Raw genomic sequence first — 22,897 nt, forward strand, 5'->3', positions numbered from 1 at the left:
GGCCAGCAGCGGCCAGGTGTAGCGCGACACCGTGGCCAGCGACGGGCCGGTCAGCGCGGCCACGGCCAGCTCGGCGGCCCGCCCGGCGCGTCCCCCGGCCAGCAGGACGTGGGCGCGCAGCCGGGGCAGCACCAGCGCGGGCGCGGCGCCCAGGTCGGCCGCGGCCAGGCCCTCGACGTCGGCCAGCAGGTGCTCGGCCAGCTCCAGCTCGCCGCGGTGCACCGCGATCTCCGCGCGCAGGCTCAGCAGCCTGCCGTGGTCGTGCGGGGGCGGCACCAGCTGCACCGCGTGCTCGATCGACTCCTCGGCCGCGTCCCAGCGCCCGGCGGTGACCAGCGCCGCGGCCAGGTTGACCGCGTGGGTGCTGCCGGCCGAGCGCGCCAGCCCCAGCCCGGCGGCCATGTCGAGCCCGGCGCGGGCGGCGCGCTCGGCCGCGGCCGGGCGCCCGAACCCCAGCAGCAGGTGCGACTCGCGGTCGAGCACCCGCAGGCCCCGCTGGTGCGCGCCGACCGCGCGGGCGATGGCGGCCGCCCTGGCCAGGCGGGGCAGCTGCGCGTCCAGCTCACCGACGCGGGCGTCCAGCGTGGCCAGGGTGACCAATGCCCCGGCCTCGGCGGGGTCGTCGCCGGTGTCGGCGGCCTCGGCCATGGCCTGCTCGGCGGCCGCGCGGGCGCCCCGCGGGTCGGGCACGTCCATGAGCACCGCGGCCAGCGCGTTGAGCAGGTAGGGGCGGATGGGCCGGTGGTCGGCGGCGGCGTCCAGGGCGGCGCGCAGGTCGGCGACCGCGCCCGGGCGCCCGGCCCGGACCCGGGCCTGGGCGCGCAGCTCGAGCAGCGCCGCGGTGCGCACACCGAGGCCTTCGGGCTCGGGCTCGGCCAGCGCCGCGCCGGCCAGCTCCTCGGCGCGCCCCGGCTCGCCCGCCCACAGCGCGGCCGTCGCCGCCCGTTCCAGCACGGCGGCCCGGTCGGCCCCGACCAGCTCGGCGGGCCGCGGCACCGACGCCCACCAGCCCAGCACCCGCTCCAGCAGCTCCAGCTCCTCGGCGTGGGCCAGCGCGCGGCGGGCGCGCAGCGCCGCGGCCCACGCCGCGGCGACCGCGCCCGGCCCGTCGCCCGCCCCGGTGAGGTGGTGGGAGAGCTCGGCGTCGGACCCGCCGCCCGCGCCCAGGCCGGCGGCGAAGCGGCGGTGCAGCTCGACGCGCTCGCCGGGCAGCACCGTGCCCAGCACCGCGTCGCGGATCAGCGCGTGCCGGAAGCGGTAGCCGCCGCCGTCGACGACCAGCACCCCGGCCGCGACGGCCGCACGGACGGCCGCGGGGACGTCGGAGCCCGCGCAGACCGCGCTCAGCAGGGAGTCGCTGACGCGCGCCCCGCCCACGGCCGCAGCCCGCAGCACGGCGCCCACCCGCGGACCGAGCCGCTCGATGCGCGCGGTAAGCAGGTCGGCCAGCGAGCCGGGGACGCCGGGGCGCCCGCCCGCGTCCAGCAGCGCCTCCACGAACAGCGGGTTGCCGTCGCTGCGCCGGTGCACGTCGGCGGCCAGCGCCGGGTCCGGCGGCCGGCCCAGGATCGCGCCGGCCTGGGCGGTCACCTCGGCCCGGGTCAGCGGGCCCAGCTCGACCCGGCGCACCCAGGCCAGCCGACCCAGGCCGACCAGCAGGTCGCGCAGCCCGCGGGGGCCCGGCTCATCGGAGCGGTGGGTCAGCACGACCAGGGCGCCGGGGGCGGTGCGCTGGTTGCGGACCAGGAAGTCGAGCAGGTCGAGGCTGGAGCGGTCGGCCCAGTGCGCGTCCTCGACGACCAGCGCGACCGGCCCGTCGGCGGCGAGGCGGGCCAGCAGCGCGAGCACGCCCTCGAACAGCCGGGGCCGGGACTGCTCGTCCGGCGGGGCGGGCGGGTCGGCGAGCCCGGGCAGCAGCGGCGCCAGCCGGGCCCGCTCGGTGGGCGCCAGCCCGGCGCCGCGACCGCGCAGGGCGGCCACGAACGGCGCGAACGGCAGCCCCTCTGCGCCCAGCTCGACGCACCCGCCGGTCAGCACCGTCCCGGTCAGCCCGGCGGTGAAGGCCTCGACGAGCCGCGTCTTGCCGATCCCGGCCTCCCCGCCGACCAGCACAGTCGCCACGCCGCCCGCGGCCGCCTCGGCGGCCGCGGCGTCCAGGACCCGGCGCTCCCCGGCCCGCCCGACCAGGTCGGCGCTCCGCACGTACGCGCTCATCGCGACCGGAGCGTAGTACCGGTGGAGCGCCGCCGATCCCCGTCGAGGGCTACCCGCACTCGGCGAGGCGGTCGCGGACGGACGCGCGGTCGACGCCGAGCCGGTCGACCAGCTCAGCCACCGGGTCGGCGAGCTCGGCCTACGCTGCGGTCCGTGGCGAGGGCTGACCGGGAGCGCTGGGACCGCCGGTACGCGGACGCGGGGCCGGTCGAGCCCGCCCCGCCGCTCGCGCTGCGCGGCCACGAGGACCTCCTGCCGCCCGCCGGGCGCGCCCTCGACGTGGCGTGCGGGCGCGGTCAGGTCGCGGTGTGGCTGGCCCTGCGCGGCCTCACCGTCGACGCCGTCGACGTCTCCCCGGTCGGGCTCGGCGCGGTCGCCGAGCTGGCCGAGCGCCACGGGGTGGCCGACCGGGTGCACCGCCACCACCACGACCTCGACGCCGGTCTGCCCGTGCCGGGGGCCTACCAGGTGGTCGTCTGCCAGCGCTTCCGCGACCCGGCGCTCTACCCGCGGCTGACCGGCGCGCTCGCCCCCGGCGGCCTGCTGGCGGTCACGGTCCTGTCCCGGGTCGGGGGCGACGGGCCGTTCCGGGCCGAGCCCGGCGAGCTGGCCACCGCCTTCGCCGGGCTGGAGGTGCTCGACCACCGCGAGGGCGACGGCGAGGCGGTGCTGCTGGCCCGCGCGCGCTGAGGGCCCTCAGGCCGGGGTGAGCTCCTCGCGGCTGGCCACGACCGCGGCCAGGCCGGTGGTGATCGGCACCGAGGCGACCAGCCCGATGCTGCCGACCAGCGTGCGGACGATCTCGGTGGCCACGTCCTGGGAGGTGACGACGTCGCCCAGGTTCCGCCCGGACAGCGAGAACAGCAGCATCAGCGGCAGCGATGCGCCCGCGTAGGCCAGCACCAGCGTGTTCACCGCGGAGGACACGTGGTCGCGGCCGATGCGCATGGCCGCGCCGAACAGCGCGGGCGCGCCGAGGCCGGGGTTGGCCCGGCGCAGCTCCCACACGGCGCTGGTCTGGGTGACGGTGACGTCGTCGAGCACGCCCAGCGCGCCGATCACCACCCCGGCCAGCAGCAGGCCGCGGGCGTCGACGCCGGTGCCCAGCGAGGCGATCAGGTTGGCCGTCTGGTCGTCCAGGCCGGTCAGCGAGGCCAGCGCGGCGAACAGCGTGCCCAGCGCGCCGATCACGGCCAGCGACAGCAGCGTGCCCAGCACCGCGACCGATGTGCGCGCCGAAGGCCCGTGGGTCAGGTAGAGCACCGCGAACATGATCAGCCCGGAGCCCACCACCGCTACCGCGAGCGGGTCGCTGCCGGACAGGATGGCCGGCAGCACGAAGAGCAGCAGCACCGCGAAGGTCAGCGCCAGCGCGGCCAGCGCGGCCAGCCCCCGCCATCGCCCCAGCACCAGGACCGCCGCGGCGAACAGCGCCGCGAGCCAGATCAACGGGGTGCCCCGCTGGAAGTCGACCACCTGGTAGGAGCCGGGGTCGTTGGGGTCGCCGCCGGAGTAGCCCAGCACCACCTCGTCGCCGACGGCGAAGCGCGGCGTGCTCGGCTCCACCGGCACGACCTGGACGAGGTCGCGCCCGGGCATCGGGCCGTCGGCCATGGCCAGCAGCAGGGTCAGGCAGGCGCCGTCGCCGGAGCCCGGGCTGCAGTCCGACGCGGCCGTCTGCGTGACCGTGGCCCGGACGGGCTGCTGCGACAGCGCGCTCGAGGGTTCCGGCGGGCTGCCCGGCCACAGCAGCACCACCCCGGCGAGTGCGGCGATCGCGCACGGCACGAGCAGCGCGGCGATCAGGATGCGGACGCGGCGGCCGGCCGGCGCGGCGGGGGAGTGGCCGTGCCCGTGGCCGTGCCCCACCTCGGGCGGGGCCGGTCGGGCGGCACGCCCGGAACCCCGGGTGGCCCTCGTCGCGGTCGTGCCGCCGGTCTTGCGGGGGGTTGGGGCCGCCGTGGTCGCGACGTCGCTGTCCGGAGCCGCCGCGGGCTCGTCGGCGGCGTCCTCGGCGGTGGTGCCCGGTGCCCGGGTCGCGGCCTCGGCCGCTTCGGCGGCCTCCCGGAGGGCGCGCTCCTGGGCGCGGGTGCGCTGCGTCCCGGTCGCGGTGGCCGACGGCGCCGCGCCCGCGGTCCGTTCGCCGGCCCGGACCGGCGCGACGGCCGGGACGCCGATGGGGTCGGTCGGGGGCGCGTCGGCGTCCGGGGACCAGCCGCGCGCCCCGGCGCGGCCCGGGGCGGGGTACCCGCCGGAGTGCGGCCCGCCCGGGCCGGGCGGTCCCGCGGATCCGTGCCGACCGGTCGCGGCCCGCCCGGCGGGCGCCGACGGGCGCCGACGGCGCCCGGGATCGTCGGGCGGCCCGCCGGGACGGGCGTCCGATCGGTACCCGGGGTCGTCCATCGGCATCGGGCCATCCTGCCAAGGTGCTGCGCCCGGCGGAGCGGCCCGGCCCTGAACGGCGCAGACCCGCCGCGACCCGTGGGTCAGACGATCGCGGAGAGCAGCACCACCGCCACCAGCAGCACCACGCCGACCTCGAAGAACAGCGGCAGGCCGATCAGCGCGGCCACCCCGGCCAGCGCCCCGGGCAGCGCCCGCGGACCGACCCGCGAGGTCACCGCCTCCACGAGGCGGTCGGCGCCGCCCGAGTCGGGGAGCAGACGCCGATCATCGGGCCCAGCGCGATCAGAACCCCGACGCCGCCGACCGTGCCGCCCACGCCGTCGAGGAGCTATCGATGGTGCCCGCGGGGCCCAGCCCGCCCACGATGCCGAGCGCCGCCGAGCCGAACACCAGCGCCAGGAACGGGTGCACGTGCAGCCAGGAGATCAGCATCACGATCACCACGACGCCGAGCACGGCGGCCGTGATGAGCAGAGCGGGCGGCGCCGGCGGCCCCGTCGCGAACGATGCCGGCAGCGCGGTTGTCAGCGGTCTCCCGTGGGTCGCGGCGGCGGGGTCGGGGCGGTGGTCGTCGCGGCGTGGGTCTGCTCGGGCACGTCGAGATCGAGCGCCTCGAGCGCGGAGCGGGCCACCGCCGCCTGGTCGCCGGAGGTGTCCACCGCGACGCCGGGCTCGTCGGCCCCCAGGGGCTCGAGCGTGCGCAGTTGGCTCTCCAGCAGCGACGGCGGCATGTAGTGGTCCTTGCGGGCGCCGATCCGCTCGGCGATCAGCTCGTCGGAGGCGGTCAGGTGCACGAACCGCACCGACGGGTGGCCGTCGCACAGCAGGTCGCGGTAGGCGCGCTTGAGCGCCGAGCAGGTGACCACGGCACCCCGGCCCGCCGCCTCCCACTCGCCGATCCACTCGGCCAGCGCGCGCAGCCATGGCCAGCGGTCGTCGTCGTCGAGCGGGTGGCCCGCGGCCATCTTGTCCCGGTTGGCCTGGGTGTGGAACTCGTCGCCCTCGGCGAACACCCAACCCGTGGCCGCGACGAGCTCGGCCGCCACCGAGGACTTGCCGACCCCGGACACACCCATCACGACCAGGGTCAGCGGCTCGTCCCGCTGCCGCGGATCGGTCTGCGAATCGGTCATCGCGCACCTGCCATGGCCAGCAGCCTCGCTCATCCGGAGCGGCTTCGCCGGGTCTGCGATCGACTTGCCATGACATCGAACATGTGTTCGACTCGGGTCATGCGGTGGAGCGGTCAGCAGGTCCTCGACACGGGCGTCGGCGAGTCGGCCGCGCTGCCCGGGATGCGCGGTCTGCTGCGCACGGTGCGCACACCGGAGTTCGCCGGCACGGTCTTCCACGAGGTGGAGGCCCGCTCGGCGCTCAACCGGGTGCCCGGCCCGTCGGCCCTGCCCTTCGAGTGGACCGTCAACCCCTACCGCGGCTGCTCGCACGCCTGCGTCTACTGCCTGGCCGGACCGACCCGGGTGCTGCTGCCCGACGGGCGCACCCGGCCGATCTCCCGGCTGCGCGTCGGCGACGTGGTCCTGGGCACCGAGCCGGCCGGCGCGGAGGGGGATGGGCGCCGCTACGTGCCCACCGTCGTGCTGGCCCACTGGTCCACCACGAAGCCGGCGCACCGGCTGCGGCTGCGCGGCGGCACCGAGATCGTCGCCAGCGGGGAGCACCGCTTCCTCACCGACCGCGGCTGGCGCCACGTCAGCGGCGGCTGGTGCCGCTCCGGACGGCGCCCCCGGCTGCGCCCGGGCGGTGCGCTGCTCGGCCCCGGCCCGGGTGGCCCGCCCGCCGGACACGACGGCGAGCACGGCGCCGAACGCGGCGCCGAGTACCGCGCCGGGTACCTGTGCGGCCTGGTCGACGGCGACGGACCGCGGGCCTTCCCCTCGCCGCGGTTGGAGCTGGAGGTGCTCGGCCGCGCGCACCACTTCCTGTCCCGCTTCCCGGTCCGCCCCGCGCCCGTCGCGGCGACCGTCGAGCCCGGCCGGGTGCCGCCGGGGCGCGGGCTCGCCGCGCTCACCGATTTCCTGCGCCACCCGATCGACCCCGACGACGACTGGTGCGCCGGTTACCTGGCCGGCGTGCTCGACGCGCGCGGCGAGGCCGGCCCGGCGGGCGGGTTCGTCGTCCGCCACCCCGACGACGCGGTGCTGGGCCGGGTGGCCGGGGCGCTGCACCGGCTGGGCTTCCGGTTCGCGGTCACCCGCGGCGAGCGGGGCGTCGGCATCGGGCCGGCCGGCGGGTCCGGGGAGCTGCTGCGCCTCCTGCGGGTCGTCGACCCCGCGGTCACCCGGGATCGCGGCCTGACCGGCGCGGCGGTCGAGGCGGTGGCGGGCATGGAGGTCGAGTCCGTCGTGGACCTCGGCGGCGAGCTGGCGATGTACGACATCACCACCGGCACCGGCGACTTCGTGGCCGAGGGCGTGGTCAGCCACAACTGCTTCGCCCGCAACACCCACACCTACCTCGACCTCGACGCCGGGGCCGACTTCGACAGCCAGATCGTGGTCAAGGTGAACGTGGCCCGGGTGCTCGACCGCGAGCTGCGCTCACCGCGGTGGACCCGCGAGCCGGTGGCCATGGGCACCAACACCGACCCCTACCAGCGCGCGGAGGGCCGCTACCGGCTGATGCCGGGGGTGATCGACGCGCTGGCCCGCTCGGGCACCCCGTTCTCCGTCCTGACCAAGGGCACCGTGCTCACCCGCGACCTGCCGCGGCTGGTCGCCGCCGCGGCCGACGTGCCGGTCGGGCTCGGCGTCTCGATCGCGCTGCTCGACCGGCCCCTGCAGGAGCGGCTGGAGCCGGGCACGCCCTCGCCCGCCGCCCGGCTCGACATGGTCCGCCGGATCGCCGACGCCGGGCTGGCCTGCGGAGTGATGGTGGCCCCGGTGCTGCCGCTGCTCACCGACTCGCCAGAGGCCCTGGACGCGCTGCTGGCCCGCATCGCCGCGGCCGGCGCGAGCGGGGCCACCGTGATGGCGCTGCACCTGCGCCCGGGCACCCGGGAGTGGTTCACGGCCTGGCTGGCCCGCGAGCACCCCGCCCTGGTGCCGCGCTACGAGCGGCTCTACCGCCGCGGCGCCTACGTCGACCCGGCCTACCGCCGGGCGCTGGCGGAGCGGGTGGCCCCGCTGCTGCGCCGCCACGGCCTGGTCACCGGCGCGGGCACGCTCCGCGGTCGAACCGCGCCGGAGGGTGATGGCGCCGTCGATCCGCCGGGGGAGCAGTTGAGCCTGCTGTAGGGGGAAACCTGCTGGCCGGGCACCCGGGGCCGCCGGATAGCCTCGCAGCGTGATGCGCACCCTTCCCGCCGGCACCCTCCGTGCCGAGCACGCCGGACAGACCGTGACCCTCGCCGGGTGGGTGGCGCGCCGCCGCGATCACGGCGGGGTCATCTTCATCGACCTGCGCGACGCCTCCGGCTCCGCGCAGGTGGTCTTCCGCGAGGGCGAGATGGCCGAGCGCGCCCACCGGCTGCGCTCGGAGTTCTGCGTGCAGGTCGTCGGCGAGGTGTCGCGCCGCCCCGCGGGCAACGAGAACCCGGAGCTGGCCACCGGCGACATCGAGGTCACCGCCACCGCGCTGACGGTGCTGTCGGAGTCGGCGCCGCTGCCGTTCCCGGTCGACGAGCACGCCGAGGTCGGCGAGGACGTCCGGCTCAAGCACCGCTACCTCGACCTGCGCCGCCCCGGGCCGGCCGCGGCCATGCGGCTGCGCAGCGCGGTCAACCGGGCGGCCCGCGAGGTCCTCGACGCCCGCGACTTCGTCGAGGTCGAGACCCCGACGCTGACCCGCTCCACCCCCGAGGGCGCCCGCGACTTCGTGGTGCCCGCCCGGCTCAAGCCCGGATCCTGGTACGCGCTGCCGCAGAGCCCGCAGCTGTTCAAGCAGCTGCTCATGGTGGGCGGCCTGGAGCGCTACTACCAGATCGCGCGCTGCTACCGCGACGAGGACTTCCGCGCCGACCGCCAGCCCGAGTTCACCCAGCTCGACATCGAGATGAGCTTCGTCGAGCAGGACGACGTCATCGAGCTGGCCGAGGCGGTGCTGGCCGCGCTGTGGCAGCTGGTCGGCCACGAGCTGCCGCGCCCGATCCGGCGGATCAGCTACGCCGAGGCGATGGACCGCTACGGCTCGGACAAGCCCGACCTGCGCTTCGACATCGAGCTCACCGAGCTCACCGAGTACTTCGCCGGCACCGGGTTCCGGGTCTTCCAGAACCCCTACGTCGGCGCCGTCGTGATGCCCGGCGGGGCGAGCCAGCCGCGCAAGCAGCTCGACGCCTGGCAGGAGTGGGCCAAGCAGCGCGGCGCGCGCGGGCTGGCCTACGTGCTCGTCGATGAGGACGGCACGGTCAGCGAGAAGGGCCCGGTCACCAAGAACCTCTCCGAGACCGAGCGCGCCGGGCTGCCCGCGGCCGTCGGCGCCAACCCCGGCGACTGCATCTTCTTCGCCGCCGGGCGGCCCAACGAGGCCCGGGCCCTGCTCGGCGCGGCCCGCGGCGAGATCGCCCGGCGGATCGGCGCGATCGACGAGAGCGCGTGGTCGTTCGTGTGGGTGGTCGACTTCCCGCTGTTCGAGGCCACCGCCGAGACCCAGGACGTGGCCGTCGGCGGCGGCTCGTGGACGGCGCTGCACCACGCGTTCACCTCGCCCACCCCGGACTGGATCGACAAGTTCGAGTCCGACCCCGGCAACGCGCTGGCCTACGCCTACGACATCGTCTGCAACGGCAACGAGATCGGCGGCGGCTCGATCCGTATCCACCGCGCCGACGTGCAGAAGCGGGTCTTCGAGATCATGGGCCTGGGCGAGGCGGAGGCCCAGGACAAGTTCGGCTTCCTGCTCGACGCGTTCAGCTACGGCCCGCCGCCGCACGGCGGGATCGCCTTCGGCTGGGACCGGATCGTGGCCCTGCTCGCCGGCGTCGACTCGATCCGCGAGGTGATCGCGTTCCCGAAGACCGGCGGCGGCTACGACCCGCTGACCGCGGCCCCGGCCCCGATCACCGCCCAGCAGCGCAAGGAGGCCGGGGTGGACGCGAAGCCCGCCCCGGCGGCGGACTCGGCGTCGCCCACCGCACCCACCGGGGTCGCCGCGCGCTGACCGCGCGCCCCGGTGGTCCCGAGGGGCCACCGGGGCGCTTCCGGCGCATCGGTGTCGACCCCGCGCCCGGCAGCGTTGTCGTCCTCGTGCGTCGCAGGCGGCCTCAGCACAGCAAGTCGGGGTTGCGGCGCTCGGGCAGGGGGTAGGGTCGCCAACGATGGGACACGACCTGGGCAGCTTCCCCAGGCCGGTGCTCGCTGCGCTCGCAGCCGCCGAGCGGCTGCTGACGCGCAGGTCGGGTGCCGGCATCGTGCTCGCCGACCCGGAGGACCTGGGGGGCAGCGAGCGTTCGGTGGTGGCCCGTGCCCGCGTGGCGCGCAACCCGTTCTCGCTGCCGCGCACGCTGGTCGTCAAGCACTACCTGGCCGCGCCCGATCCCGGCCGCCCCGACCCGTTCCACTACGAGGTCGCCAGCTGCCAGCTGTTCACCGCGCTGCCCGCCGACGCCCGGCCCAGCCCGGTGCTGATCGCGCACGACCCGAAGGCCCGGCTGCTGGTCCTGGAGGACCTCGGGCGCAGCTCCACGCTGGCCGACAAGCTCTTCGGGCCCGACCCGGAGGCCGCCCGCCGCTGCCTGCTCAGCTGGGCGCGGGCGCTGGGGCGCATGCAGGCCGCCACCGCGGGCCGGGAGAGCGACTTCGGGGCGCTGCTGCGCCGCCTGGGCGAGCGCGCCTGGCGCGACCCGATGGCCGAGGACGCCCGGGCCGCCGTCGCCGGGCTGCCCGCGCTGCTCGAGCACGAGCTGGGGGTGAAGGTCCCCCCGGACGCCACCCTGGAGGCCCACGAGACCGTCAAGCTGCTGGGCGCCACCCGCTACCGGGCGTTCAGCCCGTCCGACACCTGCCCGGACAACAACCTCGTCACCAGCCGCGGGGTGCGCTTCGTCGACTTCGAGTGGGGCTGCTTCCGCGACATCGCGCTGGACGCGGCCTACTTCCGGGTGCCGTTCCCGGGCTGCGAGGCCAGCTTCGCGCTGCCCGACGGCATGGCCGAGGCGATGCTCGACGCGTGGCGCAGCGAGATCGTCGAGGTCTGGCCCGACCTGGACAGCTCCGAGCGGCTGGAGAAGCGGCTGCGCCAGGCCCAGCTGCTGTGGGTGTGGCTGTGCACCTGGTGGATGCTGCCGCGCATCCGCGGCCGCGACATGCCCGTCGGCGCGGACGCCACCCGCTCGCCGCGGATCAGCACCGCGCTCGGGCACTACTGGCGCCAGGTCGCCGCGGTCGCGGCGAGCTCCGGCATGCCGGGCACCGAGGAGCTGGGCACCGAGATCGCGCTCGCGCTGGCCGAGCGCTTCCCGGACGCCCCCGGCTCGCTGCCGCTCTACCCGGCGTTCCGCTCGGTGGCCTGAGCGCGCTCGTCGCCGAGCCGGGGTCAGGCCGCGGGACGCAGCGGGGTCGGTGCGGTCGGGGCGGTGGGCGAGGCCACGCTCAGCAGCGCCTCGATCCGCCACAGCTGGGCCCGGGTGCAGGTGGGGCAGATCCAGGTGACCGCGCCGTCGGTCTCGTGCTGGCTGCTCCACACCAGCCCGGCGACGTCGGCGGGGGTGCGGCGCCGCGCGCACAGCGGGCAGGAACTCGTCGGCATCGGAGTGTTCTCCATGGACGACGAGCGTTCCGGGCCGAGGTTGCCCGTCGGTGAACCCGGCGAAAAGACCGCGGTGCGTGGACGACCGACCACCGCCTGGCCGACCAAGTGCAGTATCGATGCTCAGAGACGGCGCAGGAAGCGGTCCATCCGGACCAGCGCCTCCTCCAGCTTCGGCAGCGCGGTGGCGTAGGAGCAGCGCACGTGGCCCTGGCCGGACGGCCCGAACACGTCGCCGGGCACCACCGCCACGTGCTCCTCGTGCAGCAGCCGCTCGGCGAAGGTGGCGGAGTCCAGGCCCGACGAGCGGATCGACGGGAACGCGTAGAACGCCCCGCCGGGCTCGGGGCAGTCCAGCCCGATCTCGCGCAGGCCCTTGACGAAGACCCGCCGGCGGCGGTCGTAGTCGGCGACCATCCCGGCCACGTCGGCGTCGGCGTGCTCCAGGGCCTCCACCGCGGCCAGCTGGGACACGTGCGGGGCGCAGAGCATCGTGTACTGGTGCACGCGCACGCACAGCTCGGCGACCGCGGCGGGGGCGCAGATCCAGCCGACCCGCCAGCCGGTCATCGCGTGCGCCTTGGAGAACCCGCCGAGCACCACCGTGCGCTCCCGCGCGCCGGGGAGCGTGCCGAGGCAGGTGTGCGCGCCGGTGTAGGTGAGCCGGTCGTAGATCTCGTCGGAGACCAGGTAGAGGTCGTGCTCCTCGGCCAGGCGCACGAGCGCCTCCAGCACCGCGCGCGGCTGCACCGCCCCGGTCGGGTTGGCCGGCGAGCCGAGCAGGACCGCCTTCGTCCGGGGTGTCACGGCCGCCCGCACCACCTCGGCGTCCACCGCGAACCCGTCCTCCCCGCGGGTCGGCACCGGCACCGGGACACCCCCGGCGAAGCGCACGCACGGCTCGTAGGCCACGTAGCAGGGCTCGGGCACGATCACCTCGTCGCCCGCGTTGAGCAGCACCCGCAGCGCCAGGTCGAGGCCCTCGGAGACGCCGGTGGTGATCAGGCACTCGTCGCCGGGGTCGTAGTCGGCCCCGTAGCGCGCGGCCAGGTCGGCGCAGATCAGCTCGCGCAGCCGGGGCAGGCCCGCGTTGGAGGTGTAGGTCGTGTAGCCGTGCTCCAGGGCGTAGATCCCGGCCTCGCGCACCCGCCACGGGGTGACGAAGTCGGGCTCGCCGACGCCGAGGGAGATCACGTCGTCCATCTCGGCGGCGATGTCGAAGAACTTCCGGATGCCCGAGGGCGGGCACGCGGCGATGGTGGCGTTGAGAGGGCGCACGGCGGTGTCAGGGGGTGACCGGCAGGCGGTGGTCCTCGGCCGGCCGGTCGAAGGCGTCGCCGTCGCGCTTGTAGGTCTTGAGCACGAAGTGCGTGGCCGTGGAGCGGACCCGGTCGATCGTGGACAGCTTCTGGGACACGAAGTCCGACACCGCGCGGATGGTCGGGCCGGTGACGGTGCAGCGCAGGTCCTGGCTGCCCGACACCAGGTAGACGCTGCGGACCTCGTCGAAGCGGGCGATGCGCGTGGCGACGTCGTCGAACCCGACGCCGCGCGCGGGTGCGACCGAGACGTCGATGAACGCGGTGACCGTCTCCCGGGTGGGGTCGGGGTCGACGGCGTCCCAGTCGACCACGGCCTTGTAGCGCCGGATCGCCCCGGACGCCTCCCAGCCGGCGATGGCCGCGCTCACCTGGGCCACCGGCAGGCCGGTCATCGTGGCGATGGTGTCGTGGGAGAGCTGGGCGTCGCGCTCCAGGAGTTCGAGGATCTGCCGCACGGCCCGACCCTACGTCGACCGACCGCGCCCGGAGGGCACCGCCAGCACGGTGGCGAGCCGCCGCGCCGCTTCGCGAAGCACTTCCGGCGGGTGGGAGGCGAAGCAGCAGCGCGCCGCGGACGGCAGCGCCCCGCCGACGGCGAAGGCGCTGCCCGGCACGAACCCGACGCCCGCCTCCAGCGCCCGGGGCAGCGCCGCGGTGGTGTCGGTGCCGGCCGGGAGCTCCAGCCAGCAGAACATCCCGCCGGTGGGCCGCGACCAGGTGGCGCCGGGCAGCAGCTCGGCGACCGCGCCGGTGAAGGCGGCGGCTCGGGCCGCGCCCGCCCGGCGCAGCGTGTCGAGGTGCCCGGCGAACCAGTCGTGGTCGGCCAGCAGGTCGGCCGCGATGGCCTGGGTGAGGGTGGAGCCGCACAGGTCGGCGCCCTGGCGCAGCAGCTCGACGGCCGCGGCGATCTCGGGCGGCCCGACGAGCCAGCCGACCCGCAGGGCGGGGGCGAGTACCTTCGACGCGCTGCCCAGGCGGACCACCCGCTCGCCGTGCGCGGCCACCGGCTCGGGCGGCGGCCCGTCGAAGGACAGCAGGCCGTAGGGGTCGTCCTCGACGACCAGGAAGCCGTGGCGCTCGGCCAGCTCGGCCAGCGCGCGGCGCCGCTCGGCGGCCAGGGTGACCCCGCGCGGGTTGTGGAAGCTGCTCACGGTGTGCACCAGCCGGGGGCGCAGCCCGGCGGCGAGCCGGTCGGCGAGCTCGTCGACGCGCATGCCGTGCTCGTCCAGGCCCACCGGGACGACGCGGGCCCCGGCGGCCTGGAACACCTGCAGCGCCCCGACGTAGCCGGGGTCCTCGATCACCACCGCGTCGCCGGGGTCGAGCACGGCGCGGGCCAGCAGGTCGAGGGCCTGCTGCGACCCGCTGGTGACGACGACGTCCGCCGCGCGGACGGGGCCGCGCGCGCCGCCGGTGCCGCGCCCGGTCTCGTGCGCGGCGACGACCTCGCGCAGCCGGGCCAACCCGGCCGTCTCGCCGTACTGGACGGCGCCGGGGTCGGTGAGCGCCTCGGCGGCGGCGCGGGCGATCCGCTCGCGGGGCAGCAGGTCGGCGGCCGGCAGCCCGCCGGCCAGGCTGATCACGTCGGGTCGGGCGGTGAGGGTGAGCAGGTCGCGGATCGCCGACCCGCGCACGCCCGCGGTGCGCGCGGAGATCGTGGGGGCGGACGAGGGGGACGGGGTCATCGGGGGCTCCGGTCGACGGACGGATCGGGCTCGTCCTGGATCGACAGGGCGGAGGGCGCCGGGGTGGGGCGCAGGTACGAGGATGCCCAACAGTCCCGGCCAGTGGAAGCCGTTTCTCGAATACTGGGAAGGTGTGCTCCGGGCCGTGGAACTGCGGGCGCTCGGGCCGGTCGAGGCCCTCGTCGACGGCCGCCCGGTGGACCTCGGCGCTGGTCACGGTGGCGCCGGGGTACGTGCTGCGCACCGCCGGAGCCGTCGTGGACGTCCGGGACCACGCCCGGCTCGACCCGCTGATCGCCGCGGCCGGCGACACCACCCGGCCGCCTGCCGAGCGGGCGCCGGTGCTGCCGAGCGGCACGAGCTGATCAACGCGCACCTGGACCGCGAGGAGGCGACGCGGTCCCGCTGATCCGCGCCCACGTCACCGGGGCCGAGTGGGAGGCGCTGGGCCGGCGCGCGGCCGCCGAGATCGGGCGCCGCAAGCTCCCGACGTCTACGGCTGGGTTCGCCGGCGCCGCCTCCGACGAGCTGCGCGCCGGGGCGCTGGCGACGGTGCCGCAGGTGGTGCGGGTGCTGCTGCGGCTGTTCTGGTGGCCCGCCTACCAGCGCCGCGCCCGCAGGCTCTCCGGCGAGGACGCCCCGGTGGCGATCTCGCGGCGCCTCTGACCGGCCCGCCATGGCGGCGGGCGGGCTGTCGGTGGTGGGTGGCAGGCTGGCGGTGATGGACACCGACCCCGGACTGTTCGACGACGACGGCCTGTTCGGCACCGGCGCGTCCGGCCCGGGCGCCGAGGAGCCCGCCGCGCCCACCGGGCGGCCCACCGCCTCGACCCCGCTGGCGGTGCGGATGCGCCCGCGCACGCTCGACGAGGTCGTCGGCCAGGGCCACCTGCTGCGACCGGGAGCCCCGCTGCGCCGGCTCGTCGAGGGCGGCGCGGCGGCGTCCGTGCTGCTCTACGGCCCGCCCGGGACCGGGAAGACCACGATCGCCCGGCTGCTGGCCGGGGTGGGCGACCGGCACTTCGTGGCGCTGTCGGCGCTGTCCTCCGGGGTCAAGGAGCTGCGCGCGGTCATCGACGACGCCCGCCGCCGCCGCGACCACCGCTCCCAGCAGAGCGTGCTGTTCGTCGACGAGGTGCACCGGTTCTCCAAGACCCAGCAGGACGCGCTGCTCGGCGCGGTGGAGGACCGGGTCGTACTGCTGGTCGCGGCGACCACCGAGAACCCCTCGTTCTCGGTGGTCTCGCCGCTGCTGTCGCGCTCGCTGGTGCTGCAGCTGCAGTCGCTCACCGAGGACGACGTGCGCGCGCTGCTGCGCCGCGCGGTCTCCGACCCGCGCGGGCTGGACGGCGCGGTCCGGGTGACCGGGGAGGCGGAGGACGCCCTGGTGCGGCTGGCCGCGGGCGACGCCCGGCGGGCGCTGACCGCGCTGGAGGCCGCCGCCGACGGCGTGCTCGGCGACCCGACCGCCCGGCCCGTCGAGGACGGCGTCGACGGGGACGAGGACGGAGACGGGGCCGAGCCGGCTCCGCCCGAGCTCGACATCGCCGCGGTCGAGCGCGCCGTCACCGAGGTCGCCGTGCGCTACGACCGCGCGGGCGACCAGCACTACGACGTGATCAGCGCGTTCATCAAGTCCATCCGCGGCTCCGACGCCGACGCCGCCCTGCACTACCTGGCCCGGATGCTGGTCGCGGGGGAGGACCCGCGGTTCATCGCCCGCAGGCTGATGGTGCACGCCAGCGAGGACGTCGGGCTGGCCGACCCCACCGCGCTGCCGGCCGCGGTGGCCGCGGCCCAGGTCGTGCAGCTGGTCGGGCTGCCCGAGTGCCGGCTGGCGCTGGCCCAGGTCACCGTGCACCTGGCCACCGCCCCGAAGTCGAACGCGGTGATCACCGCGATCGGCGAGGCGGAGGCCCAGGTGCGCGCGGGCGCGGTCGGCGCGGTGCCCGCCCACCTGCGCGACGGCCACTACGCCGGGGCGCAGGACCTCGGCAACGCCGTGGGCTACCGCTACCCGCACGACGTGCCCGACGGCGTGCTCGCCCAGCAGTACCCGCCCGACGAGCTGGTCGGGGTCGACTACTACCGGCCGACCTCGCGCGGGGCGGAGCGGGCGCTGGCCGAGCGGCTGCCCCGGTTGCGCCGCGCCGTGCGGGGCCGTCGCCCCGAGGAGGGCTAGTCGGCTCCCCCGGCCGGCCTGGGCCGGCGCCCGACCAGGTGCAGCGCGAGCTCCCACGGGTCGTCCGGCTCGCCGGGGACGATCGGTCCGAAGGTGGCGTCGGGCCCCGTGCGGGTCGGTCCGCCCGGGATCGTCCGGGCGATCTCCAGGGTCGCCGCGACCAGCTCGTCGTCGGGGCGGTGGGGCCGATCGAGCGCCGTGGCCACGTCCCAGCCGTGCACCACCGTGTCGAGCAGGTGCATCCCGAGCAGGGTGGGGGCCGGGATCCGGCCGAAGGCGGCGAACTCGGCCAGCAGCACCGTGCGGCCGTCCGCGACGGCCGCGGCCAGGGCGTCGCCGACCCGGGTCGCCGAGGCCGCCCACTGCGCGGCCGGGTCGCGCACGGGTCGGTCGGCGAAGGCCTCGATGCCCACATCGCTCTCGGCGGCGTCGGCGAACCCGTGGTTCTGGCCGATCATGTGCGCGAGGAGCTGGGCGAGGTCCCAGCCGGCGCAGGGGGTGGGGCGGGCGAGGTCGGCGGGGGAGACGGCGGCGAGGAGGTCGCCGACCTGGGTGAGGGCGCGGCGGTGCAGGGTCGGGGTCGCGGTAATCGTAGACACAGGTAGACCATCTACTGCGGTAGACGATATGTCAAGGCGACTACCGTGGTGGCGTGCCGCAGCCCGACGACCGCCGCGACGACCTGGGTGCCCTGCTGCACCGGCTGGTGCGCCGGGTCCTGGAGCTGGAGACCCCGCTGCTGGCCGCGCGGGGCGTCGAGATGTGGGACTACGCCGTGCTGGCCGCGTTGGAGTCCGGTCCGGCCCAGACCCAGGCGCGGCTGGCCGCCGCGATCGGGCGCGACAAGACCCGGCTGATCGCCAGCCTCGACCGGCTGGAGGGCCGCGGGCTGGTGGCCCGCGAACCCGACCCGGCCGACCGGCGCAACCGCATCGTCACCCTCACCCCGGACGGTCGGGCGCTGCTGGCCGGGTGCCGGGCCGACGTGCGGGCCATGGAGGAGGGCCTGCTCGCCGACGTCCCGGCCGACGACCGGGCAGCGTTCCTGCGCACGCTGCTGCGCGTCGCCCCACCGCCCGCGGGCTGAGCGGCGCTCAGACGGCGGCGCGCTGCACCGGGCAGCTCATGCACCGCGGCCCGCCGCGGCCCCGGCCCAGCTCGCCGCCCGGGATCTCCAGCACCTCGATGCCGTTGCGGCGCAGGAAGGTGTTGGTCGTGACGTTGCGCTCGTAGGCCACCACGACCCCCGGCGCGACGGCCAGCGCGTTGCACCCGTCGTCCCACTGCTCGCGCTCCGCGGCGTGCACGTCCTGCTCGGCGGTGAGCACGCGGACCGCGGGCAGGCGCAGCGCCGCGGCGATCGCGTCGTACATCGCGTCGGGGGCGTGGTGGGTGACGCGCATCCCGCCGCTGCCGTCGGGGCGGACGGTGTAGGCGGGCAGCAGCCCGAGCCCGGCGTAGGCGGTGAAGGTCTCCGGGTCGACCATGGTCATGACGGTGTCGAGGTGCATCAGTGCGCGGGTCTCGGGCAGCCGCAGCGCCACGATCCGGTCGACCTCGCCACCGGCGAACAGTGTGCGGGCCAGCCGCTCGACCCCCGCGGCGCTGGTGCGCTCGCTGATCCCGACCAGGACCGCGCCCCCGCCCAGCACCATCATGTCGCCGCCCTCGGTGGTGGCCGGGCCGTTGGCCGAGCCCTGCGACCAGAACGCGAACCCGCTGCCGGCGAACTTGGGGTGCCAGCGGTAGACGGCCTCGTAGTGCACGGTCTCGCGGACGCGGGCCTTCTTGCGCATGCTGTTGATCGCCACGCCGCCGTGGATCCAGGCCGAGGTGTCGCGCGTGTAGAGGTGGTTGGGCAGCGGTTCGAGCACGAAGTCGTCGGCCTCGAGCACGTGCAGCGCGATCGAGCGCGGCTCCGGGATGCGGTCGAGCAGCTCGCGCTTGGTGATGCCGCCGATGAGGTGGTCGGTGAGCGTGTCGAGGTCCATCGCGTCGAAGCAGGCGCGCAGCGCGTCGACGGCCAGCGGCCCGTAGACGCGGTCGTCGAAGATGCTGTCGAGCACGTGGTCGCGGGCCTCGGGGATCGCCACCGTCTCGCGCAGCAGCTCGCCGAACAGGTGCACCGTCACGCCCCGGCCGCGCAGCAGGTCGGCGAACGAGTCGTGCTCCTGCTGCGCGCGGTGCACCCACAGCACGTCGTCGAACAGCAGGCGGTCCTTGTTGCCCGGGGTGAGCCGCATCAGCTCCCGCCCGGGGCGGTGCAGCACGACCTGCGAGAGCACTCCGACCTCGGAGTCGACGCGGTACATGGGCCCCATCCTGCCGGACCGGCAGGATGGGCGCGTGCGCCTCGACCGCCTCGACCAGGCCCTGATCGCCCTGCTGACCGAGGACGCCAGGGCCAGCTACGCCGAGCTGGGCACGCGGGTGGGGCTGAGCGCCTCCGCGGCCAAGCGCCGCGTCGATCGGCTGCGCGCCGAAGGCGCGGTCACCGGCTTCACCGTCCGGCTCGACCCGGCCGCCCTCGGGTGGGCGGTGGAGGGCTACGTCGAGCTGTTCTGCACCCACAGCACGTCCCCGCGGGCCATCCGCGACGCGGTCCGGCGGTTCCCCGAGGTGGTCGACGCCAGCACGGTGTCCGGCGACGCCGACGCCGTGCTGCGGATCCTGGCCGCCGACATGCGCCACTTCGAGCGGGTGCTGGAGCAGATCGGCGCCCAGCCGATCGTCGCGCGCACGCGCTCGGTGCTGGTGCTGAGCCCGCTGCTGCGCCGTCCGGCGGTCCCGCGGCCCGAGTGAGCGACCGGCGCAACGGATCGTCGGAGTGCGCCGCGGCTGCGCAACGATCCGGCGCCGGTGGGCAGCGTTGGCCGGTTGTCGGGGTGCCGCGCGGTTCCTAGCGTTGCTCCCGTCCGGCGCGGTGCCGTGTCGCCCGTCCCATCGGCCCACCCCTGGAGCGAGCCCGTGACCAGCGTCCTTCCCCAGCCGAACGCGACCGCGGCGCACGAGCGGATGACCGCGGCCCACTCGGCGCACAACTACCACCCGCTGCCCGTCGTCGTGGCCGAGGGCGAGGGCGCCTGGGTGACCGACGTCGAGGGCCGGCGCTACGTGGACTTCCTGGCCGGGTACTCGGCGCTCAACTTCGGCCACCGCCACCCCGCGCTGGTCGCCGCGGCGCACCGCCAGCTCGACCGGGTCACCCTGACCAGCCGGGCGTTCGGCAACGACCAGCTCGGCCCGTTCTGCGCCGAGCTCTCCGGGTTGCTGGGCAAGCGGATGGTGCTGCCGATGAACACCGGCGCGGAAGCCGTGGAGAGCGGGCTCAAGGTGGCCCGCAAGTGGGGCTACGAGGTCAAGGGCGTCGCCCCGGACCGGGCCCGCGTCGTGGTGGCGGCCGGGGGCTTCCACGGCCGCACGATCAGCATCGTCGGGTTCTCCACCGACCCCGAGGCCCGCGGCGGGTTCGGCCCGTTCACCCCCGGCTTCGACGTGGTCGACTACGGCGACGCCGCCGCGCTCGCCTCCGCGGTCACGCCGGACACGGTCGCCGTGCTGGTGGAGCCGGTCCAGGGGGAGGCGGGGGTGGTGGTGCCGCCGCCGGGCTACCTGGCCGCCGTGCGCCGCACCTGCGACGCGGCCGGTGCCCTCATGATCGCCGACGAGGTCCAGTCCGGGCTCGGGCGCACCGGGCACCTGCTGGCCACCCGCGCCGCGGGCGTCGACGCCGACGTCTACCTGCTGGGCAAGGCGCTCGGCGGCGGCGTGCTGCCCCTGTCGGCGGTGGTCGCCGACGCCGACGTGCTCGGCGTGCTGCGCCCCGGCCAGCACGGCAGCACCTTCGGCGGCAACCCGCTGGCCTGCGCGGTCGGTCGCGAGGTGATCACCCTGCTGGCCGACGTGGGGCCCGAGGGCGTGCTGGCCCGGGCTCGCGACCTCGGTGCGGTGCTGCGGGCCCGGCTGACCGACCTCGTGGGGCGCGGCGTGGTCGGGCTGCGCTGCGCCGGCCTGTGGGCGGGCGTGGACGTCGACCCGGCCGTCGGGACCGGGCGGGAGGTCAGTGAGGGGCTCGCCCGCCGCGGGGTGCTCGTCAAGGACACCCACGGGTCGACGGTGCGCTTCTCGCCCCCGCTGGTCGTCACCGAGGACGAGATCGCCGTGGCGGTCGCCGCATTGGGCGAGGTGCTGGCCAACGGGGTGTGACCGCCCGGCCACCGGGCTCACCACCCCGACCGCTCGACCCGTGTGATCGACCGCACGGCGATGATCGCTGTGTCGGCGGTGGTTGAGCGCTGTATCGGCTCGCCCGCCGGTCTCCGCGGAGCACGCGTTCGCCGAGCGGGGGACGCCTCGCGCGACGGGCCGCGACCGGGGTTTCGGCTACGGAGCGTGATGGCCGGGCGGGCCGGTCACCAGCCGTCGACCGGGTCGGGTTGGGCCGTCCCGGTGGTGTCGAGGATCGCTCGACCGGGTCCTGGGGGTCCACCGAGCGCGATGTCGTCGCCATTCCGTTGGTCCGGGCAGGGCGCGCCGCCACCGCGTCGTCGGCCCGATTCCCGGCCGGTCCGGCGGCCCGCGAGGAGGCAGACTCGATCTTTTCCGGTGTTCGTTCCCGTCGTCCGCCGGGTCGGCCGGGCGGGAGGTGGAATGCGCCGACGGGTCGCAGGGCTCGGATGAGCAGGACTTTCGACTCCGGCGGGCCGGGCCGGGAGGCGATCGGGCGCTGCCGCCCGCCGCCGATGTCGGGTCGCCGCCGTGTAAGCAGGCCCCCGGACGCCGCCGCGAGCAGGGCGGATGCGGTTCCGTCGCTGGTCGGCGGGGGAGCGGCCACGGGACCCCTGGCGAATCGGGGTCCGGTGGCCCCCGATACGGTGACCGGACGACCGGTGGGCGTCAGTCCATGGGACGCCCCCGGGCGGCCCAGTCGAATGAGCCGCTGACCGGGCGTAACCATTTCGAGGCCTGGGCCCGCTTGACTCCGTGGTCGACGGTCACCCAGGATGCTTACTTGAAGGTCGAATGAACTCCTCGATCGGGGCCGGGCACAGCCGCGATGGGGGAGTCGACCGGAAGGGCACGAGCAGGAGGAGCGGGCCCGCCACTCGCCGAGGGCACCGGCGAAGGACGGGCAGCAGGTATCGACGGATACGCCGCCGCCTCCTGAGTACGAGCAGTGACATGTCGGTGGGCCGTCACGGCGCGCCGCGTGAATCGTTCATTGCCGGCCGTCCGGGTCGGCAAATCGGGGAGGGGTCCCATGAAGTCTTCCGTTGTGGACGGCTGCGCCGTCCTGACCGATCAAACCAGCCGATGAGCGCCCTCGGGCTGGTCGAACCGCCCACGCACCCGGCCATCGAGCCCGCGGTCGTCGGGCGGTCGGCCGCCGGTGCGGCACCGCAGACGGCGTCGGACGCGGTTGCCGCCGTGCCCGGCCCGCGGGCCGCGCAGGTCGCCCACCCGGCCGCTCCGGCCGCACCGCCCGTCCAGTCCGTCCAGTCCGTCCAGCCGGTCCCGCCCGGGGTGGCCGTGGTCGAGACCACCCCGATGGCTCCGGTCGTGCCGGCCGCCGAGGCGGCGGTCGAGATCAGCCCGGAGACCATCGCGGCGCTGACCGCCCCGGCGCGTCCCGCGCCGCAGGCCGACGCCCCGCTGCTGGAGCGGCTGGTCGCCGACGCGGTGGCCGGCAGCGTGCCGGCCCGCGAGCGGCTGCTGGCCGAGATCCACCCCTTGGTCTTGCGCTACTGCCGCGGCCGGCTGGGCCGCCAGGAGACGGTGATCGGCTCGGCCGACGACGTCGCCCAGGAGGTCTGCCTGGCCGTGGTCGGGGCGCTGCCCAGCTACAAGATCAAGGGCCTGTCGTTCCGGGCCTTCGTCTACGGGATCGCCGCGCACAAGGTCACCGACGCGTTCCGGGCCATCGGCCGCAACCGGTCCGAGCCGATGGCCGAGCTGCCCGACGTCGCGGTGACGAACGACGGTCCCGAGCACCGGCTGCTGGCCGGGGAGCTCGCCGAGCGGCTCGGCGGGCTGCTGCACCGGCTCACCCCGCGCCAGCGGGAGGTGCTGATCCTGCGCATCGTCGCGGGGCTGTCGGCCGAGGAGGTCGCGCACATCGTCGGGTCGACGCCCGGCGCCGTGCGCGTCACCCAGCACCGGGCGCTCAACCGGCTGCGCGCGGTCATGTCGGGCTCGTCGGACATGGGCCGCTACGGCGACGCGTGAGCTGATCACCCGCCGGTCGCGGGCGGGTGCGGAGCAGGGCACAGCACCGCACCAGACCCGACCGGCGGTCGGACGTCCGCGAGGCGCCGACCGGGCCACTGCCCGGTCGGCGCCGCGCGCCCTCCCCGGCCCGCCCCTGGTCGTCGTACGGGTCCGGC

At 76.4% G+C, this 22,897-nt stretch carries 21 protein-coding genes; 10 read left to right on the forward strand and 11 right to left on the reverse strand.

Annotated features, from left to right (window positions below; all coding sequences use genetic code 11):
- A partial coding sequence (locus KDL28_RS27230; protein WP_252443019.1) for an ATP-binding protein occupies window positions 1-2,214 on the reverse strand: 2,214 nt, incomplete at its 3' end.
- A 153-nt stretch (window positions 2,215-2,367) separates the two neighbouring features.
- On the opposite strand from KDL28_RS27230, the gene KDL28_RS27235 reads away from it, so the two are divergent.
- Complete coding sequence (locus KDL28_RS27235; protein ID WP_252443021.1) at window positions 2,368-2,904, forward strand: class I SAM-dependent methyltransferase; 537 nt, start codon at window positions 2,368-2,370, stop codon at window positions 2,902-2,904.
- A gap of 6 nt (window positions 2,905-2,910) precedes the next feature.
- Here KDL28_RS27235 and KDL28_RS41165 read toward each other — a convergent pair whose 3' ends face one another.
- From KDL28_RS41165 to KDL28_RS27255, 4 genes are all read right to left on the reverse strand, one after another.
- Complete coding sequence (locus KDL28_RS41165) at window positions 2,911-4,623, reverse strand: YibE/F family protein (RefSeq protein WP_305882249.1); 1,713 nt, start codon at window positions 4,621-4,623, stop codon at window positions 2,911-2,913.
- A gap of 77 nt (window positions 4,624-4,700) precedes the next feature.
- Window positions 4,701-4,952 (reverse strand): GntT/GntP/DsdX family permease, encoded by a 252-nt coding sequence (locus tag KDL28_RS27245; RefSeq protein WP_308216070.1) that lies wholly within the window; start codon window positions 4,950-4,952, stop codon window positions 4,701-4,703.
- Entirely contained in the window at window positions 4,903-5,076 is a 174-nt protein-coding gene (locus KDL28_RS27250; protein ID WP_252443025.1) for a hypothetical protein, read from the reverse strand. Before KDL28_RS27250 ends, KDL28_RS27245 begins: the two co-directional genes overlap by 50 nt.
- Window positions 5,077-5,144: 68 nt before the next feature.
- Window positions 5,145-5,753, reverse strand: coding sequence for a gluconokinase (locus tag KDL28_RS27255; protein ID WP_252443027.1), 609 nt, complete (start codon window positions 5,751-5,753; stop codon window positions 5,145-5,147).
- Window positions 5,754-5,852: 99 nt separating this feature from the next.
- On the opposite strand from KDL28_RS27255, the gene KDL28_RS27260 reads away from it, so the two are divergent.
- From KDL28_RS27260 to KDL28_RS27270, 3 genes are all read left to right on the forward strand, one after another.
- Window positions 5,853-7,874 carry an intein-containing Rv2578c family radical SAM protein gene (locus KDL28_RS27260; protein ID WP_252443029.1) on the forward strand — a complete coding sequence of 674 codons (2,022 nt, stop codon included), beginning with the start codon at window positions 5,853-5,855 and terminating at the stop codon, window positions 7,872-7,874.
- A 49-nt stretch (window positions 7,875-7,923) separates the two neighbouring features.
- Entirely contained in the window at window positions 7,924-9,738 is a 1,815-nt protein-coding gene (gene aspS / locus KDL28_RS27265) for an aspartate--tRNA ligase (protein WP_252443031.1), read from the forward strand.
- Between the two features lie 157 nt (window positions 9,739-9,895).
- Entirely contained in the window at window positions 9,896-11,089 is a 1,194-nt protein-coding gene (locus KDL28_RS27270) for a hypothetical protein (protein WP_252443033.1), read from the forward strand.
- Between the two features lie 23 nt (window positions 11,090-11,112).
- Here the strand turns inward: KDL28_RS27270 and KDL28_RS27275 are convergent, their stop codons facing one another.
- The 4 genes from KDL28_RS27275 to KDL28_RS27290 all read right to left on the reverse strand — a co-directional run bounded on the left by KDL28_RS27275 (window position 11,113) and on the right by KDL28_RS27290 (window position 14,332).
- Complete coding sequence (locus KDL28_RS27275; protein ID WP_252443035.1) at window positions 11,113-11,325, reverse strand: hypothetical protein; 213 nt, start codon at window positions 11,323-11,325, stop codon at window positions 11,113-11,115.
- A 123-nt stretch (window positions 11,326-11,448) separates the two neighbouring features.
- Entirely contained in the window at window positions 11,449-12,603 is a 1,155-nt protein-coding gene (locus KDL28_RS27280) for an aminotransferase class I/II-fold pyridoxal phosphate-dependent enzyme (RefSeq protein ID WP_252443036.1), read from the reverse strand.
- A 7-nt stretch (window positions 12,604-12,610) separates the two neighbouring features.
- Window positions 12,611-13,102 (reverse strand): Lrp/AsnC family transcriptional regulator, encoded by a 492-nt coding sequence (locus KDL28_RS27285; RefSeq protein ID WP_252443037.1) that lies wholly within the window; start codon window positions 13,100-13,102, stop codon window positions 12,611-12,613.
- Window positions 13,103-13,111: 9 nt separating this feature from the next.
- Window positions 13,112-14,332, reverse strand: coding sequence for an aminotransferase-like domain-containing protein (locus tag KDL28_RS27290; RefSeq protein WP_252443038.1), 1,221 nt, complete (start codon window positions 14,330-14,332; stop codon window positions 13,112-13,114).
- A 131-nt stretch (window positions 14,333-14,463) separates the two neighbouring features.
- On the opposite strand from KDL28_RS27290, the gene KDL28_RS27295 reads away from it, so the two are divergent.
- Together KDL28_RS27295 and KDL28_RS27300 are read left to right on the forward strand one after the other, a co-directional pair.
- The gene (locus KDL28_RS27295) at window positions 14,464-14,697 is read left to right on the forward strand and encodes a hypothetical protein (RefSeq protein WP_252443039.1); all 234 of its coding nucleotides are present in this window, start codon (window positions 14,464-14,466) and stop codon (window positions 14,695-14,697) included.
- Window positions 14,698-15,053: 356 nt separating this feature from the next.
- The gene (locus KDL28_RS27300; RefSeq protein WP_372497082.1) at window positions 15,054-16,514 is read left to right on the forward strand and encodes a replication-associated recombination protein A; all 1,461 of its coding nucleotides are present in this window, start codon (window positions 15,054-15,056) and stop codon (window positions 16,512-16,514) included.
- Here KDL28_RS27300 and KDL28_RS27305 read toward each other — a convergent pair.
- Window positions 16,511-17,113, reverse strand: coding sequence for a TIGR03086 family metal-binding protein (locus KDL28_RS27305; RefSeq protein ID WP_252443042.1), 603 nt, complete (start codon window positions 17,111-17,113; stop codon window positions 16,511-16,513). The two genes, KDL28_RS27300 and KDL28_RS27305, sit on opposite strands and share 4 nt — an antisense overlap.
- Before the next feature lie 53 nt (window positions 17,114-17,166).
- On the opposite strand from KDL28_RS27305, the gene KDL28_RS27310 reads away from it, so the two are divergent.
- Complete coding sequence (locus KDL28_RS27310; RefSeq protein ID WP_252443044.1) at window positions 17,167-17,601, forward strand: MarR family winged helix-turn-helix transcriptional regulator; 435 nt, start codon at window positions 17,167-17,169, stop codon at window positions 17,599-17,601.
- 7 nt (window positions 17,602-17,608) lie between these two features.
- On the opposite strand, the gene KDL28_RS27315 is transcribed toward KDL28_RS27310, so the two are convergent.
- Window positions 17,609-18,826 carry an arginine deiminase gene (locus KDL28_RS27315; RefSeq protein WP_252443046.1) on the reverse strand — a complete coding sequence of 406 codons (1,218 nt, stop codon included), beginning with the start codon at window positions 18,824-18,826 and terminating at the stop codon, window positions 17,609-17,611.
- A 34-nt stretch (window positions 18,827-18,860) separates the two neighbouring features.
- Here KDL28_RS27315 and KDL28_RS27320 point away from each other — a divergent pair, with 34 nt between their 5' ends.
- From KDL28_RS27320 to shbA, 3 genes are all read left to right on the forward strand, one after another.
- Window positions 18,861-19,316: an Lrp/AsnC family transcriptional regulator gene (locus KDL28_RS27320; protein ID WP_252443048.1), complete on the forward strand. Its 456-nt coding sequence runs from the start codon at window positions 18,861-18,863 to the stop codon at window positions 19,314-19,316.
- Between the two features lie 213 nt (window positions 19,317-19,529).
- The gene (gene rocD, locus KDL28_RS27325) at window positions 19,530-20,720 is read left to right on the forward strand and encodes an ornithine--oxo-acid transaminase (RefSeq protein WP_252443052.1); all 1,191 of its coding nucleotides are present in this window, start codon (window positions 19,530-19,532) and stop codon (window positions 20,718-20,720) included.
- A 1,341-nt stretch (window positions 20,721-22,061) separates the two neighbouring features.
- Window positions 22,062-22,739 (forward strand): RNA polymerase sigma factor ShbA, encoded by a 678-nt coding sequence (gene shbA / locus KDL28_RS27330; protein ID WP_252443054.1) that lies wholly within the window; start codon window positions 22,062-22,064, stop codon window positions 22,737-22,739.
- The last annotated feature ends 158 nt before the right edge of the window (window positions 22,740-22,897 follow it).

This window comes from Pseudonocardia humida (assembly GCF_023898865.1).
Classification (GTDB): Bacteria; Actinomycetota; Actinomycetes; order Mycobacteriales; family Pseudonocardiaceae; genus Pseudonocardia; species Pseudonocardia humida.

Bases quoted from the DNA above. Each gene is read 5' to 3' on its own strand.
- KDL28_RS27275 (WP_252443035.1), bottom strand. From the start codon at position 11,325: ATGCCGACGAGTTCCTGCCCGCTGTGCGCGCGGCGCCGCACCCCCGCC.
- shbA (WP_252443054.1), top strand. From the start codon at position 22,062: ATGGCTCCGGTCGTGCCGGCCGCCGAGGCGGCGGTCGAGATCAGCCCG.
- KDL28_RS27255 (WP_252443027.1), bottom strand. From the start codon at position 5,753: ATGACCGATTCGCAGACCGATCCGCGGCAGCGGGACGAGCCGCTGACC.
- rocD (WP_252443052.1), top strand. From the start codon at position 19,530: ATGACCGCGGCCCACTCGGCGCACAACTACCACCCGCTGCCCGTCGTC.
- KDL28_RS27315 (WP_252443046.1), bottom strand. From the start codon at position 18,826: ATGTACCGCGTCGACTCCGAGGTCGGAGTGCTCTCGCAGGTCGTGCTG.
- KDL28_RS27290 (WP_252443038.1), bottom strand. From the start codon at position 14,332: ATGACCCCGTCCCCCTCGTCCGCCCCCACGATCTCCGCGCGCACCGCG.
- KDL28_RS27300 (WP_372497082.1), top strand. From the start codon at position 15,054: ATGGACACCGACCCCGGACTGTTCGACGACGACGGCCTGTTCGGCACC.
- KDL28_RS27260 (WP_252443029.1), top strand. From the start codon at position 5,853: ATGCGGTGGAGCGGTCAGCAGGTCCTCGACACGGGCGTCGGCGAGTCG.
- KDL28_RS41165 (WP_305882249.1), bottom strand. From the start codon at position 4,623: ATGCCGATGGACGACCCCGGGTACCGATCGGACGCCCGTCCCGGCGGG.
- KDL28_RS27270 (WP_252443033.1), top strand. From the start codon at position 9,896: ATGGGACACGACCTGGGCAGCTTCCCCAGGCCGGTGCTCGCTGCGCTC.